At 64.4% G+C, this 14,437-nt stretch carries 13 protein-coding genes, 1 tRNA gene and 1 pseudogene; 8 read left to right on the plus strand and 7 right to left on the minus strand.

Annotation, left to right across the window (positions count from 1 at the left end):
- Window positions 1–106: 106 nt before the first annotated feature.
- Window positions 107–1,165 (minus strand): ornithine cyclodeaminase, encoded by a 1,059-nt coding sequence (locus tag P9254_RS20380; protein WP_095799579.1) that lies wholly within the window; start codon window positions 1,163–1,165, stop codon window positions 107–109.
- A gap of 2 nt (window positions 1,166–1,167) precedes the next feature.
- On the minus strand, window positions 1,168–2,100 hold the full coding sequence (gene rocF / locus P9254_RS20385) for an arginase (RefSeq protein WP_127325181.1): 933 nt from the start codon (window positions 2,098–2,100) through the stop codon (window positions 1,168–1,170).
- A gap of 132 nt (window positions 2,101–2,232) precedes the next feature.
- Here rocF and P9254_RS20390 point away from each other — a divergent pair, with 132 nt between their 5' ends.
- Both P9254_RS20390 and P9254_RS20395 read left to right on the plus strand, forming a co-directional pair.
- Window positions 2,233–2,673, plus strand: a complete 441-nt coding sequence (locus P9254_RS20390) for an Lrp/AsnC family transcriptional regulator (RefSeq protein ID WP_095799946.1) — start codon at window positions 2,233–2,235, stop codon at window positions 2,671–2,673.
- 228 nt (window positions 2,674–2,901) lie between these two features.
- Window positions 2,902–3,195 (plus strand): hypothetical protein, encoded by a 294-nt coding sequence (locus P9254_RS20395; protein WP_095825137.1) that lies wholly within the window; start codon window positions 2,902–2,904, stop codon window positions 3,193–3,195.
- A 67-nt stretch (window positions 3,196–3,262) separates the two neighbouring features.
- On the opposite strand, the gene P9254_RS20400 is transcribed toward P9254_RS20395, so the two are convergent.
- Window positions 3,263–3,337: transfer RNA gene (locus tag P9254_RS20400), tRNA-Gly, on the minus strand.
- A 208-nt stretch (window positions 3,338–3,545) separates the two neighbouring features.
- Here P9254_RS20400 and P9254_RS20405 point away from each other — a divergent pair.
- The 4 genes from P9254_RS20405 (at window position 3,546) to P9254_RS20420 (ending at window position 6,310) form a co-directional block, all read left to right on the plus strand.
- The gene (locus P9254_RS20405; protein ID WP_067323583.1) at window positions 3,546–4,043 is read left to right on the plus strand and encodes a prolyl-tRNA synthetase associated domain-containing protein; all 498 of its coding nucleotides are present in this window, start codon (window positions 3,546–3,548) and stop codon (window positions 4,041–4,043) included.
- Between the two features lie 85 nt (window positions 4,044–4,128).
- Window positions 4,129–5,121 (plus strand): thioredoxin, encoded by a 993-nt coding sequence (gene trxA / locus P9254_RS20410; protein WP_127403877.1) that lies wholly within the window; start codon window positions 4,129–4,131, stop codon window positions 5,119–5,121.
- 195 nt (window positions 5,122–5,316) lie between these two features.
- A complete protein-coding gene (locus P9254_RS20415; protein ID WP_095777066.1) occupies window positions 5,317–5,988 on the plus strand; it encodes an LON peptidase substrate-binding domain-containing protein in 672 nt (223 codons plus the stop codon).
- A 79-nt stretch (window positions 5,989–6,067) separates the two neighbouring features.
- Entirely contained in the window at window positions 6,068–6,310 is a 243-nt protein-coding gene (locus P9254_RS20420) for a Trm112 family protein (RefSeq protein WP_067323589.1), read from the plus strand.
- 24 nt (window positions 6,311–6,334) lie between these two features.
- On the opposite strand, the gene P9254_RS20425 is transcribed toward P9254_RS20420, so the two are convergent.
- Genes P9254_RS20425 through P9254_RS20435 form a run of 3 tightly spaced genes read right to left on the minus strand, consistent with a single transcriptional unit; the run spans window position 6,335 to window position 12,184 of the window.
- Window positions 6,335–9,670 carry an error-prone DNA polymerase gene (locus P9254_RS20425; protein WP_278057006.1) on the minus strand — a complete coding sequence of 1,112 codons (3,336 nt, stop codon included), beginning with the start codon at window positions 9,668–9,670 and terminating at the stop codon, window positions 6,335–6,337.
- Window positions 9,667–11,142: a DUF6504 family protein gene (locus P9254_RS20430; RefSeq protein WP_278057007.1), complete on the minus strand. Its 1,476-nt coding sequence runs from the start codon at window positions 11,140–11,142 to the stop codon at window positions 9,667–9,669. Before P9254_RS20430 ends, P9254_RS20425 begins: the two co-directional genes overlap by 4 nt.
- On the minus strand, window positions 11,084–12,184 hold the full coding sequence (locus P9254_RS20435) for an ImuA family protein (protein WP_278057008.1): 1,101 nt from the start codon (window positions 12,182–12,184) through the stop codon (window positions 11,084–11,086). The genes P9254_RS20430 and P9254_RS20435 overlap by 59 nt, the downstream gene beginning before the upstream one ends.
- Before the next feature lie 156 nt (window positions 12,185–12,340).
- On the opposite strand from P9254_RS20435, the pseudogene P9254_RS20440 reads away from it, so the two are divergent.
- A pseudogene (locus P9254_RS20440) lies at window positions 12,341–13,280 on the plus strand (IS1595 family transposase).
- An 8-nt stretch (window positions 13,281–13,288) separates the two neighbouring features.
- Entirely contained in the window at window positions 13,289–13,471 is a 183-nt protein-coding gene (locus P9254_RS20445) for a hypothetical protein (RefSeq protein WP_278057009.1), read from the plus strand.
- Here the strand turns inward: P9254_RS20445 and P9254_RS20450 are convergent.
- A complete protein-coding gene (locus P9254_RS20450; RefSeq protein WP_278057011.1) occupies window positions 13,449–14,276 on the minus strand; it encodes a hypothetical protein in 828 nt (275 codons plus the stop codon). The two genes, P9254_RS20445 and P9254_RS20450, sit on opposite strands and share 23 nt — an antisense overlap.
- Window positions 14,277–14,437: the final 161 nt, after the last annotated feature.

The raw sequence follows: 14,437 nt of genomic DNA on the forward strand, positions 1-14,437 counted from the left end.
CTACGAGAAAGCCTCTCAAGAATCCTTCTTTTGCGGCTTGGCAATAGCCAATCAACTTATCTGCGATTCCCCTGCCCGCAAGGGGGGAGATCACGCGCTCATTCCCTCACGCCGCCGGCTGCATGGCGGCCCTGAGCAGCATGCCGAACAGGTCGCGCGGCTCGTCGGGGTCGGCAAGCAGGTCGAGCTCCTCGTAGAGGCCGGTCGCCTGAAGCTGGTCGCGGACATAGCGCAGCGCGGAAAAATCCTCCGTTGCGAAGCCGACGGAATCGAACAGCGTGATCTGCTCCTTCGTCTTGCGGCCCTTGGCCTGGCCGGTCATGACCTGCCACAGCTCGGTCACCGGATGATCGGCGTCGAGCTGCTGGATCTCGCCCTCGATGCGCGTCTGCGGCGGAAACTCGACGAAGATGTCGGAGCGCAAAAGGATATCGCGGTGCAGCTCGGTCTTGCCGGGACAGTCGCCGCCGACGGCGTTGATGTGGACGCCGGAGCCGACCATGTTGTCGGTGAGGATGGTGGCGTACTGCTTGTCGGCGGTCACCGTGGTGATGATGTCGACGCCTTCCACCGCGTCCTGCCCGGTCGAACAGATGGTGATGTCGAAGCCCTTGCCGGCGAGGTTGCGGGCGCATTTTTCGGAAGCAGAGCGGTCGATGTCGTAGAGCCGCAGCCGGTCGATGCCGAGAAGCGCCTTGAACGCGACGGCCTGGAACTCGGACTGGGCGCCGTTGCCGATGATGGCCATGGCGCGCGACCCTTTCGGTGCCAGATATTTGGCGGCAACCGCCGAGGTCGCGGCGGTGCGCAGCGCCGTCAGGATCGTCATCTCGGTCAAGAGCATCGGATAGCCGGAGCCGACATCGGCGAGCACGCCGAAGGCGGTGACGGTCTGGCGGCCTTCGCGCATGTTCTTCGGGTGGCCGTTGACATATTTGAAGCCGTAGAGGCGGCCGTCGCTGGTCGGCATCAGCTCGATGACGCCGTCATGGCTGTGCGAGGCGACGCGCGGCGTCTTGTCGAACAGCTCCCAGCGGCGGAAATCCTCCTCGATATAGCCGGCAAGCTCGGTGAGGAAGCGCTCGAGGCCGATGGCGAGCACAAGCTTCATCATGCGGTCGACGCTGACGAAGGGGACGATGGCAAGGCGGGACGGCTGGGTCATGATCAGAGGCTTCCGGAATGGCTGCGGGTCGGGCGGTCCATGATGCGGCGGCCCATCAGGCTGGCGGTAAGGTCGACCATCAGGGTCGCGGTACGGCCGCGTTCGTCGAGGAACGGGTTCAGTTCGACCAGGTCGAGGCTGGAGACCAGGCCGCTGTCGGAGAGCATCTCCATCACCAGATGCGCCTCGCGGAAGGTGGCGCCGCCGGGAACCGTGGTGCCGACGGCCGGCGCGATCGAGGGGTCGAGGAAGTCGACGTCGAGGCTGACATGCAGCAGCCCGTTTGCCTCTTCGATCCTGGCCAGGAAAGCGCGCAGCAGCGGGGCGATGCCGTGCTCGTCGATGGCGCGCATGTCATGCACGGTCACGCCCGCGTCCTTCAGCGCGCGGCGCTCGGCCGGATCGACGCTGCGCAGGCCCATGGTGCAGACGCGGGCCGGGTCGACTGCGGCGGGCAGGTCGGGGAAATAGCCGTTGAAGCCGGGGCGGCCGCTGGCATAGGCGAGCGGCACGCCGTGAAGATTGCCGCTGGTGGTGGTGTCGAGCGTGTGGAAGTCCGGGTGGGCGTCGAGCCACAGCACGAAGAGCGGCCGGCCGCGTTCGGCGGCGCGGCGCGCCACGCCGGAGACGGTGCCGGCGGAGATCGAGTGGTCGCCGCCGAGGAAGATCGGCATGGCATCCCTCGAAGCCGCGTAGGCGGTCTCGGAAATCGCCGCCGTCCAGGCGGAGATTTCGGGCAGCGCCTTCAGGGCGAGATTGCCATGAGCGACAGGGCGCGCCGCCGCCTTCTCAACCGCCCCCCAGTCCTCGACCTCATGGCCAAGCTCCGACAGCACCGAGACAAGCCCTGCGGTGCGCAGCGCGCTCGGCCCCATCTCGCATCCCATCCGGCCCGCGCCGTCCTGCACCGGCGCGCCAACGATCCTGCAGCGCATCACTTCTTTCCGCTTTTGCGTTTGATTTGCCGGAGTGAACCACCGCTGCCTGGCGGTTTGAATAGGGTAAATTGGCATTTCGAAAAGGCCGATCTATCATAGTGGGCATATCGGCTGTTCGAAATGGTCAACATGGACGCGCTCGACGAGAGACTGGTGACGCTTCTGAGGCACGATGCGCGGCGCAGCGTCTCCGATCTCGCGCTCGATCTCGGCGTCTCGCGCGCGACGGTCAGGGCGCGGATGGAGCGGCTGGAAAAGTCCGGCGAGATCATCGGCTACACGGTGGTGCTGCGCGCCGACACGGTTGACCAGAGGATACGCGGCGTGATGATGATCGAGATCGAGGGCCATGCCGCGGACCGCGTGATCAGGGCGCTCGGCGGCTTTCCCGAGGTGTCGACCATCCACACCACCAACGGCCGCTGGGACCTGGTGGTCGAACTCGGCACCGCCTCACTCACGGACTTCGACGCCGTGCTGCGTCGCATCCGGCTGATCCCCGGGATCACCGGCAGCGAGACGAGCCTGCTGTTGGCGACGCCGAGGACGACGAGGGCGAGGCTTGGGTAGAGCGGTTCGTTTTATGGAAACGCCGAACCGCTCGACTTCCTTTTTTGCGCAATTCCGGACTGAAGGCTTCGGCGAGGAGGAAGAGCCGTTAGGGACTTTCCTGGAATTGTTCCAGCAAAGGCGCCAAACCGTCAGGAGTGGGCGGCAGGGCGCTTCCTTTCCGTCGCGACGTTCCTCTATTTTGCCCGGCCAGCATGGGCCGAGCCACAGATCGCGGAGAGCAGCGTCATGCTGAAGACAATCGCGGCCGGCGTCGGCCTGGGCCTTGTCGGGTTCCTCATCGCGCTTTTCACGATGGGCGCAGGGCACGGAACGAACGTTCCCGGTTTCGTCGTGGTCCCCTGGATGATGCTGCTGATGATGGCGGGCGCTGGCGCTTTGCCTGGGCTGCTCGCGGCATGCGCCCAATTCACGATCTATATCCTTCTGATCCGCTCCAAGCCGTTGCTGGCGCTGCCGATCGGGATCGTTCACTGCGTCGCCACAGTATGGGGGACGGCGCGCAACGGAATCTTGTTCTGAAGGCTACAAACGCGAAAAAGCCGCGGCGAACCGCGGCTTTTCGTTTGCTTGATTCCCTGAAGGAAACTGGAGCGGGTGAGGCGATTCGAACGCCCGACCCCAACCTTGGCAAGGTTGTGCTCTACCCCTGAGCTACACCCGCTCGCGCGGCCTTGGGCCGCAAGCCGCGCCTATATGGCCGAAGAGCGCGGCGATTGCAACAGGGAAATGACGGTCTTTTTGGAGCTAGCTCTTCCTATAGGGAAGGTTGGTTTCGAAGCGGCGGATTGCGTTGGCTCAACCGGGCGATCTTGCCCCAAGGGCATCGTTGGCCGTAAACGGCACAAGCTTTCCAGATGATGCGAGGACCGATGCCGAAGACCGAAGCCGAGCTTTACGCATTTCTTGCCGATCTCGGCATTTCCGTCTCTACGGTGCGCCACCCGCCCTTGTTCACGGTCGCCGATTCGCAGGCGCTGCGCGGAGAGATCCCGGGCGGCCACACCAAGAACCTCTTCCTCAAGGACAAGAAGGACAATTACTTTCTCGTCACCGTCGGCGAGGAGGCCGTGGTGGACCTCAAGCAGATCCACCATCTGATCGGCGCCGCCAGCCGCGTCTCCTTCGGCAAGCCGGAAATGCTGATGGAGCTGCTCGGCGTCATTCCCGGCGCGGTTACCATCTTCGGCCTGATCAACGACACGGCCGGGCGGATCAAGGTGGTTCTGGACCAGGAATTGATGAGCCACGACGTCATCAACGGCCATCCGCTGACCAATGAGGCGACGACGGCCATCGCCGCTGCCGATCTCGTCAAATTCGTCGAGGCAACGGGCCACGATCCTGTTATCTTGAAAGTCTCGGGCTGATCGCCACATGGATGGCGAAACCGAAATCCGATAATAACGCGCCGCACCCCGAAGCCGGCGACGACGCGACCGAAAGGGCGACGACATGAGTGACAACAATCCGTTCAGCGGCTCATTTGGCGGCAATGCCGGCCAGTACGCCCAATCCTTGCAATATGGCGGGGCGGACCGCGGCAAGGTCTCGCTCGGCGAGGCGCCTGCGGCCGCGGATCTCGTCAAGGACACGACGACCGCGACGTTCGCGGCCGACGTCATCCAGGAATCGCGCCGCCAGCCGGTGCTGGTCGACTTCTGGGCGCCCTGGTGCGGCCCGTGCAAGCAGCTGACGCCGCAGCTCGAAAAGGCGGTCAAGGCTGCCGGCGGCAAGGTCAAGCTGGTCAAGATGAACATCGACGACCATCCCTCGGTCGCCGGCCAGCTCGGCATCCAGTCGATTCCCGCGGTCATCGCCTTCAAGGACGGCCAGCCGGTCGACGGCTTCATGGGCGCCATTCCGGAAAGCCAGATCACGCAGTTCATCCAGAAGGTCGGCGGCAAGGGCGGCGGCGCGCCGCAGATCACCGAAGCGCTGGCCGCGGCCGCCGAGGCGCGCGAGGCAGGCGACACCCAGACCGCGGCCGACATCTATGATGCGATCCTCGAGCAGTCGCCCGAAACCATCGAGGCCATCGCCGGGCTCGGCGAGATCCTGTTCGAGGCCGGCGACAGCCAAGGCGCCGAGGCGGTGCTTGCCAGGGCGCCGGAGGACAAGAAGGACGCGCCGGCGTTTGCCGCGCTGCGCGCCAAGATGACGCTCGCGGCGGAAGCCGCCGCGCTCGGCAATCCGGCCGAGTTCGAACGCCGGCTCGCCGCCAATCCGAACGATCACCAGGCGCGGTTCGACCTGGCGATGGTGCAGAATGCGCGCGGCGAGCGGATGCAGGCCGCCGACAACCTGCTGGCGATCGTCAGGGCCGACCGGACGTGGAACGACGATGGCGCGCGTGCGCAGCTCTTGAAGTTCTTCGAGGCATGGGGGATGACCGACGAGGCGACGCTGTCGGCGCGGCGCAAGCTGTCGTCGCTGTTGTTCTCCTGAGCGTTTTGCCGGCTTGGCTGCCGGCCCCTTTTGCCAGGAGGGTCTTGCGCAAGGCGCCAACTGCGCCAGATAGGCGGCAGCGGCTTGCCCCTGCCGGTTGAGGGTTTAGACAGGCTGGGTTGCGTAAGAGGAGATCGCAGTTGATGCGCTGCCCGGCGACGCTTTCGAGAGTTGAAGTGCAGGCGGAGGGTTGAGGTGCAGGTCGGAAACGCCCGCTACCGGCTCGCCAGGGATCTGCCGTCGAGGATCCCGGTGTTTCCGCTCGCCGGGGCGCTGCTGCTGCCCGGCGGCCGCATGCCGCTCAACATTTTCGAGCCGCGCTACCTGGAGATGATCGATGAGGCGATGGCCGGGCCGCGGTTGATCGGCATGATCCAGCCCAGCCTCGACGGCGCGCTGCGCGACGACGGCGAGCCCGAGCTTTGCAGCGTCGGCTGTGCCGGGCGCATCATCTCGCTTGCCGAGACCGGCGACGGGCGCTACCTGATCTCGCTGCAAGGCGTCTGCCGCTTCCGCGTCACAGATGAGCTGGCGGTCAAGACGCCGTTCCGGCAATGCCGGATGGCCCCTTTCCTCGCCGATCTCGAGGAGGATCCGGCCGGTGCCGAGGTCGACCGCCCTGCCCTGCTCAAGGCGTTCCGCGCCTATCTGCAGGCCAACGACCTCGAGGCCGACTGGGAAAGCGTGAGCCGCGCGGAGAACGCCATGCTGGTCAACGCGCTGTCGATGATGGCGCCCTATGGGCCGGCCGAGAAGCAGGCCCTGCTCGAGGCGGCGGACCTGAAGACGCGCGCCGAGACGCTGATCGCCATCACCGAAATTACGCTGGCGCGCGAGGATGAGGATTTTGGCTCGAGCCTGCAGTAAGCGCAATGATTCAGGTGAAATCGGCCTGACCTGAATCTCAACACTTAGGCCGGCGGCAGTTGGACAATGGAAAAGCGAGATGGCGGACGGACGTGACGGGCGCAAAGCCACGGTCGACCCGAAATTGCTGGAACTGCTCGCCTGCCCGCTGACCAAAGGACCGTTGACCTGGGACGCCGAGCGCAGCGAACTGATCTCGCGCGTGGCGAAGCTTGCCTATCCGGTGCGTGACGGCATCCCGATCATGCTGCCTTCGGAAGCGCGCACGATCTCGGCCGAAGACGCGCTCAAGCCGCCGCCGCGGCTCGGCGGTCCGTCGTGAATCGCGCCGGCGGGCCGGTTGCCGCTACTGGAAATTGCGCCCCTTGGGCATGACCCGTTGCGCCGCGCCCGACAGGGCGTCGACATCCTGCCGCTCCACCGGCAGGCTGCGGTTCGCGGAGCGCTCCGGTCCATTCGATGACCCGGCGGGCTGATGCTCGATGGTGGGCGGCTCCTGCAGGAGGACGCTCAGCCAGGGCGTCAAATCCTCGATCCTGTCGGCGACGATGTGGATGACATCCGATTCCTGCTGCAGCTTGCCGGTGACGCGGATGAAGCGTGCGCCCATCACGATAGAGCGGAAGCGGTCGAAGACGCGCGGCCAGATGATGACATTGGCGATCGCCTTTTCGTCCTCCAGCGTTAGGAAGATCGCATTGCCCTTGCCGGGGCGCTGGCGCACCAGCACCAGGCCGGCGACGGTGACGCGGCGGCCGTCGCGCACCGACGGCAGGCGGGAATTGGGTGTGATGCCGGCGCGGTCAAGCCGCTCGCGCAGGAAGGCGACGGGATGTTCCTTCAGCGACAGGCCGAGCGAGCGATAGTCGTGGACGACATGCTCGCCGAGCGACATTTTCGGCAGCTTCGTCTCGGGCTCCAGCTCGCGCAGGCGGAGCGTGGGCTGGTCGAACAGCGGCAGTTTCTCGGCTGCGCTCCTGCCGTCCAGCGCGCGCACCTCCCAGAGCGCCGCGCGGCGGTCGAGGCCGAGCGAGCGGAAGGCGTCTGCCTGGGCCAGCCTTTCGATCTCGCCGACATCGAGGCCCGAACGCAGCCAGACATCCCTGACCGATCGATAGCCGTCGCCGCGCCGGGCGACGGCGGCCTCCATCCCTTCCTCCGAAAGCCCCTTGATCTGACGGAAGCCAAGCCGCACCGCATGAGCCGTCTCGATGACGCCGCGCATCGAGGCATGGCGTTCGAGGATGCGCGAAGGATCGAAACCGGCCTCCTCCAGCCTGCAATCCCAGACGGAATGGTTGATATCGACCTCGCGCACCTCCACGCCATGGTCGCGCGCGTCGCGAACGAGCTGGGCCGGCTGATAGAACCCCATCGGCTGCGAGTTCAAAATCGCGGCGCAGAACACGTCGGGATAGAAGGTCTTGAACCAGCAGGAGGCATAGACCAGCAGCGCGAAGGAGGCGGCATGGCTTTCCGGAAAGCCATATTCGCCAAAGCCTTCGATCTGCTTGAAGCAACGCTCGGCGAATTCCTTTTGGTAGCCCTTGTCGACCATGCCGTCGATCATGCGCTGGCGGTAGTTGCCGATTGTGCCGGTGCGCTTGAAGGTGGCCATTGCGCGCCGCAGCTCATCGGCCTCGCCCGGCTGGAAGCCGCCGGCAACGATGGCGATCTTCATCGCCTGCTCCTGGAACAGCGGCACGCCCAGCGTCTTGCCGAGAATCTCCTTCAATTCCGGCTTCGGGTATTCGGCTTTCTCCTTGCCCTGCCGTCTACGCAGATAGGGGTGCACCATGTCGCCCTGGATCGGGCCGGGCCGCACGATAGCCACCTCGATGACCAGATCGTAGAATTCACGCGGTTGAAGCCGCGGCAGCATCGACATCTGGGCGCGTGACTCGATCTGGAAGACGCCCAGCGTGTCGGCCCGGCAGATCATGTCGTAGACGCGAGGGTGCTCCGGTGGCAGCGAGCTCAACTGATGCGGCCGGCCGTATTTGTCACGCGCCTTCGGATAATGATGCGTGAGCAAGGTCAGGGCTCGCTTCAGGCAGGTCAGCATGCCGAGCGCCAGCACATCCACCTTGAGGATCTTGACCGCGTCGAGATCGTCCTTGTCCCACTCGACCATCTTGCGCTCTTCCATCGCCGTCTTGACGATGGGCACGACCTCGTCGAGCCGGTCGCGGGTGATGACGAAGCCGCCGACATGCTGGGAGAGATGGCGGGGGAAGCCGATGATCTCGTTGGCGCGTTCCAGCACCTGCCGCGACAGCGGATCGGCGCGGTCGAGGCCGCCGGCATTGGCTTCCCTTTCGCCGAGCTCCGAGGTCGACCAGCCCCAGATGGTGCTCGACAGAGCGCTCCGGACGTCTTCGGACAAGCCCATGGCCTTCGCCACCTCGCGCAGGGCGGAGCGGCCGCGATAGCTGATGACGGCGGCGGCCAGCGCCGTGCGCTTGGCGCTGTATTTCTCGTAAATATAAGCGATGACCTCGTCGCGCCGTTCATGCTCGAAGTCGACGTCGATGTCGGGAGGCTCGTTACGTTTCTCGGAGATGAAGCGCTCGAAGAGGGCATCGATCCGGTCAGGGCCGACCTCGGTGATGCCGATGCAGAAGCAAATGACCGAATTGGCGGCCGAGCCGCGCCCCTGGCATAGGATGCCCTTGCTGCGGGCGAATTTCACGATGTCGTAGACGGTCAGGAAATAGCGCGCATAGTTCAGCCGCTCGATCAAAGCGAGCTCGCTGCCGATGCGCCGCAGCACTTCTTCCGGGACCCCGGCCGGATAGCGCACGGCCGCTCCTTCCCGCGCCAGGCGTTCGAGCTCGGCCTGCGGTCCGAGGCCGGATTCCGTCGGCTCGTCCGGATAATTGTATTCGAGGTCGCTGAGCGAGAAGGTGAGCTCGTCGGCGAAGCGCAGCGTCTCCGCCAGCGCTTCAGGGTGCCGGCGGAAAAGCCGCGCCATCTCCAGCGGCGTCTTCAGATGACGCTCGGCATTTGCCGTCAGCTCCAGCCCGACCTCGGAAACCGGCGTGTTGAGGCGGATCGCGGTCAGCACGTCCTGCAGCGGGCGGCGGTCGGCGGCATGATAGAGCACGTCGTTGGTCGCCATCAGCGGGATGTGCAGATGTTGGGCCATCGCCGCCGCCTGCTCGATACGGAAGCGGTCGTTGCCGCCGTAATCAGGCGCCACGGCAAGCCGAAGCGCGGCGCCGAAACGATCCTTAAGCCGGCTAATGAGCGTCAGATTGTCTTCCGCGCCTCCCGACAGGTTGGGCAGGATCGCCAGCGACATCAGATCGCCCCATTCGAGAAGGTCGCTGAGTTCGAGCAGCGTCGCGCCCTTCTCGTTCTCGTCGCGCAGATTGGCCTGCGTCAGCATGCGGCAGAGATGTCCCCAGCCCTTGCGGTCGCGGGGGTAAGCCAGAATGTCCGGCGTGCCGTCGCAGAAAACCAGGCGGCAACCGGGATGATAGGGCAGCTTCTCGACCCTGGCCTGCTGCCAGGCCCGCACGACGCCGGCGACCGTGTTGCGGTCGGCAAGGCCGATCGAGGAAAAGCCGTAGAATTTCGCCGTGACCACCAGCTCCTCGGGCTTGGAGGCGCCGCGCAGGAAGGAAAAGTTCGACTGGATGCCGAACTCGGCATAGGGGATGGCGGTCAGCGCGTTCATGCGAAGACGCCGTGCATGAACCAGCGCGGCGCGCCCTGCGAGGCGCTGCTGTAGAGGCCCTGGCGGTAGAGCCAGTAGCGGCGCCCCTCGCTGTCCTCGATGCGGTAATAGTCGCGCGTCGGCGCCTCTTCCTCGCCGGGCAGCTGCCGCCACCATTCGGCGGCGATGCGCTCCGGCCCTTCGGCGCGGGCGACGCGATAAAGCGCGCGCCGCCAGCGGAAATTCATCGGCGGGCCCTCGGGGATCTCGGTCGCCGGCACCTCGATCGGCTCGGGCGAGCGGAACAGCCGTACCGGCCGCTCCGGCGGGAAGATGGTCATCGGAGGTGCTGTCCGGTCGGGCTTCGGCGGCATGCGCCTTTGCGGCGCCTCCGCGAAAGGAACCGTGGTAACGGCGCGCTCCGGCAGGTGGCTATCGACGATGACCGGCTTCAGCACGGCGGCTTCGCCGAGGCGGGCACGCACGCGGTCGGCGAATAAAGCGATGTCGGCGTCATCGTCGCTTGTCTCGCCGGCAAGGTCGCCCTGCAGCATGTCGAAGGCGGCGACCGAAAGCACCGACAGCCGCACGAGGTCGAAGCCGAAGCCGGCATCGATGGTCTGTTCCAGCGCGGTCAGCCGTTCGTGAAACAGCTTTCGGATCAGCTGCGGCTCGCGCATGGGGCGCGAGGTGCCGACCGCGATGCGGCTGACGAGGCCGTCGACGCGAAAGAGGAGAAGGGCGAGCGCCCGCGCGCCTTCGCCGCGGCGCTCGAGGTCGGCCTTCAAGGCCACGGCAAGCCGGCTCACCAGCCGCTCGATGTCGTCGGTGAGCACGATCGGCTCGGCAAGATGGCGCTCGACCGAGAGCGGCGCCACGGGAAGGCGCGGCGACACCGCCTCGTCGAGCCGGCCGAGCGCCTGGTCGAGGCGCAGAAGCAAGGTGGCGCCGAAGCGGCGGGCGAGCGGCGCGCGGGGTGCGGCCATCACCGCCCCCGCCGTGCGCAGGCCGACGCTTTCCAGGCTGGCGCGGGTTTCCGGCGCGATGCGCAGCGCCGAAAGCGGCAGGGGCGAAAGCAGCGCCGCCTCCTCGCCGCCGGCAACGATGCGGTCGCCGTGGAAGCGCGCCGCCGCCCAGGCGGCGCCCGGCGTCGAGGCGAGGCCGGCGCGAACATCGAAACCCTGCTGGAAGAAACGGGTGAGGATCTCGTCCTGCATGGCCCGCTCGCCACCAAACAGGTGCGTGCAGCCGGTGACGTCGAGAAACAGCCCGTCCTCGCCGTCGATCGCCACCAGCGGCGTGTAGCGGTCGCACCAGTCGGCGAGGCCTTCGAGCAGGCGGCGGTCGGCCTCCGGGTCGGCCTCCACCACATCGATCGACGGATGCATGGCGCGCGCGTCGGCAATGCCCATGCCGCGCTTCAGCTTCAGCGCCTCAGCCCGCTCGTCGAGGGCTGCGATGCGCTGGGCGTTGCTGTCGCGATGGCTGATCACAAGCGGTGGGCAAGATGGGGGCAGGTGATGCGAGGGCCGGGAACGCCAGGACCGCCCCAGACGCTGGCGCAGGATCCGCTCCGCGCAAAGATAGGGGAACCACAGCGACAGAATTCGCTGCCCGCTCTTCCTCGGGCCTTCTTTCGGCAAAAGCGTGCTCATCGGGGTTCCACTCCAGTGTGAATTGTCCGGGCAGGGCCGTGCGGCTCTTGCCGATATCGACGGTGAAGGCGGGGCGGCCGATCGAGCCGGCCAGCGCGCCGGCGAGCGTTTCGCGGCTCGCCGCGGGCGCTGCCGAAACAATGAGGCGCACGGGCGCCGCGGTGGGCTCGGCGTGGCCGGCCTGACGCAGCAAAAACACCGGCCGGCCGGCGCTCTGGGCGCGGGCGTGCAGCCGCCGCGTCGCGGTAAGGTCGAGAAGCCGCGGGCTGCCGCGGATCTCGAGGAGGACGGCGGCGAAGGCCGTCATGCGGGCGGCCTCCTCGGCGATCCACAGCGCGTCGACCAGTTTCGGCGCTTCGGAAAACAGCAATTGTTCGGGCTCGATGCCGAAGAAGGCGTGGAGGCCCCTGGCATAGGGAAAGCCGGCCTCGCGGAAAATCTCCGCCGTTCCGATCCAGAGGACCGGCAGGCCCTGCTTCTGTTGGAGGATCAGGCTGGCGAGCGACAGCGCAAAGCCGGCCACGGCGCCGGCATCGCGGGTCTCCAGCCCATGGATTTCACTGAGCGCCGCCTTGGGCAGGCCGCCGCCGAGGGCGGTGTCGAGGCGTTCTACGCCGGTGTTCAGGAAGGCATCCGGCAAGGCCACAGCGAGGCCGCGCCGGACGATGGTGATTTCGGGGGTGGCGTCCGATCCCGCGGCATCGCCAGCTATTTGTTTTTCCGCAAGTCCGGACGGAAAACCGCTTCGCACTGTTCCTGGAATCGCTTTTGGCGCGCCGGAAGCCGGCGCTTCCAGGCGCTCGGGCAGCGTTCCCTCGATCTTCGCGATCTGGCGGCGCAGGGCAAAAACAGTTTCCCGCGCCACGGCGCTTATCGCCATGACGTTCACTTCCGGCAGCAGTTGTTCCTGTTATGTTCTTATAGATTCCAGAGGGGCCTGGAAGAGTCAAGCGGAGTCGCAAGGAATTTATTCCTTATATTATACTTGACGTACCCACGGAAACGGATTAGGTTGATTCCATAAGGAGTTAGACCGATGTCCGTTCTTTCAGACCGCCATTTCCACGACGAGGCCGAAGCCTACAAGGTTGTCGAAGCTAGGATTTGGCCGAATGGTCCCGTTTGCCCGCATTGCGGCGGCTTCGAACGCATCTCGAAGATGGAAGGCAAGAGCACCCGGATCGGCACCTACAAGTGCTACCAGTGCCGGAAACCCTTTACGGTCAAGGTCGGCACCATCTTCGAGGCCAGCCACGTTCCGCTGCATTTCTGGTTGCAGGCGATTTTCCTTATCGCCTCATCCAAGAAGGGCATTTCGAGCAACCAGCTTCACCGCACCCTTGGCGTGACCCTGAAAACTGCTTGGTTCATGTCGCACCGCATTCGTGAGGCCATGCGCGACGGCACTCTTGGCCCACTTGGTGGCAACGGTCTGATTGTCGAAGCGGATGAGACCTATTGGGGCAAGAAGGCCAATCCGGAGCCGTCCAAGCATCGTCGTGGCCGTCCCTACATCAAGCAGGGTAAGGCCGCTGAGAAGCGCGCTATCCTTGGCCTTATTGAACGCGGCGGCAACGTGCGCACCTTCCATGTCGCGCAAGCCACCAAGGAGAACAACTCTGGTTTCTGACAACATCGCGCACGAAAGCATGTTGTTCACCGACGAAAGCCGCCTTTACCCGGCTATCGGCGCTTCCTTCCTTAGCCGCATGACCGTCAAGCATTCGGCTGGCGAGTATGTGCGCGGTGGCGTCCACACCAACACCATCGAAGGCTATTTCAGCGTGTTTAAGCGCTGCATGAAAGGCACCTATCAGCATTGCGCTGAGAAGCACCTTCACCGCTACCTTGCGGAATTCGACTTCCGCCACAATCAGCGCGTAGCCCTTGGCGTAAACGACGAGGCGCGCGCGGGCCGCATTCTTGATGGCATCGTAGGCAAGCGCCTGACTTATCAAACAACTTCTGCAAGGTGAGGCCCCTTATGGCGTCTGGCGACCGTCCAAATACCGCCCGAAAGCCGCTCGGCAAAAAGGCCGTAAAGCTTAGTCAAAAAGAGCAATCCGAGCGGTTCAAGAAAACCGCTCGGGAGCTAGAAATTGATGATTCCAGAGATGCGTTCGACCGCGCTTTGGAGAAGATTGCTAAGCCGGCGAAGCGGAAATAGCTGCTGCCGAGGTTGTCGTCACTGGCGGTACCGGCAACGTTTTCAACATCTCCGAAACTGCGGCTCTCACCAATCCATGAACCGCAATTGCATCATCTACAGTTAGAACAGCGTCTGGATGAATCAGGGGATTTCGGAACCTGTCTGAGATTTCCTTTATGAGGAACAGGGTTCTTGGATCCCCTTTCTGCGCCTGCTGCATTGCATTGACGTACACAGCTATGTTGCGAACCTTGGGCTGCGCTTTGCCGTCGGTCTCATGCGTGTAGTAGCGGCGCAGTACGCATTCGAGTACCCGAAACAGATGAAAGCCTGCGGCGGTTGGAGTCTCGTAGGCGAGACTTTTCCCGGCTTCTTTCGCGTCGAAAATCGCTTCCGGAACCTTAGACCCAAGGTCAGCCGGGAAGAGGTTTTCGCCAAACATCAATAGCGACCAAGAGTCGAAAGCGCCTTTCTGCACGACGAAATACGCATGCAAGACCCCGATTTCAGCCAATAGCGCAGTCTTATACTGTTCCACTTGGGATTTTACCCAATAAACCTCAAAATCGGGCAGGACACGTTCCGCGTCCTGGTCGTCAAGGTGGGTCTTAAGTATCGTTAAAACCCTATCAGCCAATAGCGCCGAAGCTCGCAGATAGGGGGCATACAGCGTTGCGGTAGTTAGCTCAGTTATCGCGTTATGCGCCGCAAGGAATTTATATCTTACGTCCTTGAAGGGAACCGGTGAGAACAGGGGTAGCGATGCGACGGGTTCTATGCTCGCCGACAAATTATAAATGTAAGGCAATGCGATCCTAAGCACTGGTCCACCCCTCGGGTGAGTCGGAACTTCAGCATAGGTCATACCTCATTGGGTACGCGAAGTACAATATGCGGAATTTATTCCTTCCTCTTTCAGCTTCCAAGACCCAGCCAGCCGGGCCCATTTGCCTCCACCGGGGCGAAAGCCTATATGCCGAGGTC

Origin of the sequence: Mesorhizobium sp. WSM4983 (assembly GCF_029625765.1) — a bacterium.
Classification (GTDB): Bacteria; Pseudomonadota; Alphaproteobacteria; order Rhizobiales; family Rhizobiaceae; genus Mesorhizobium.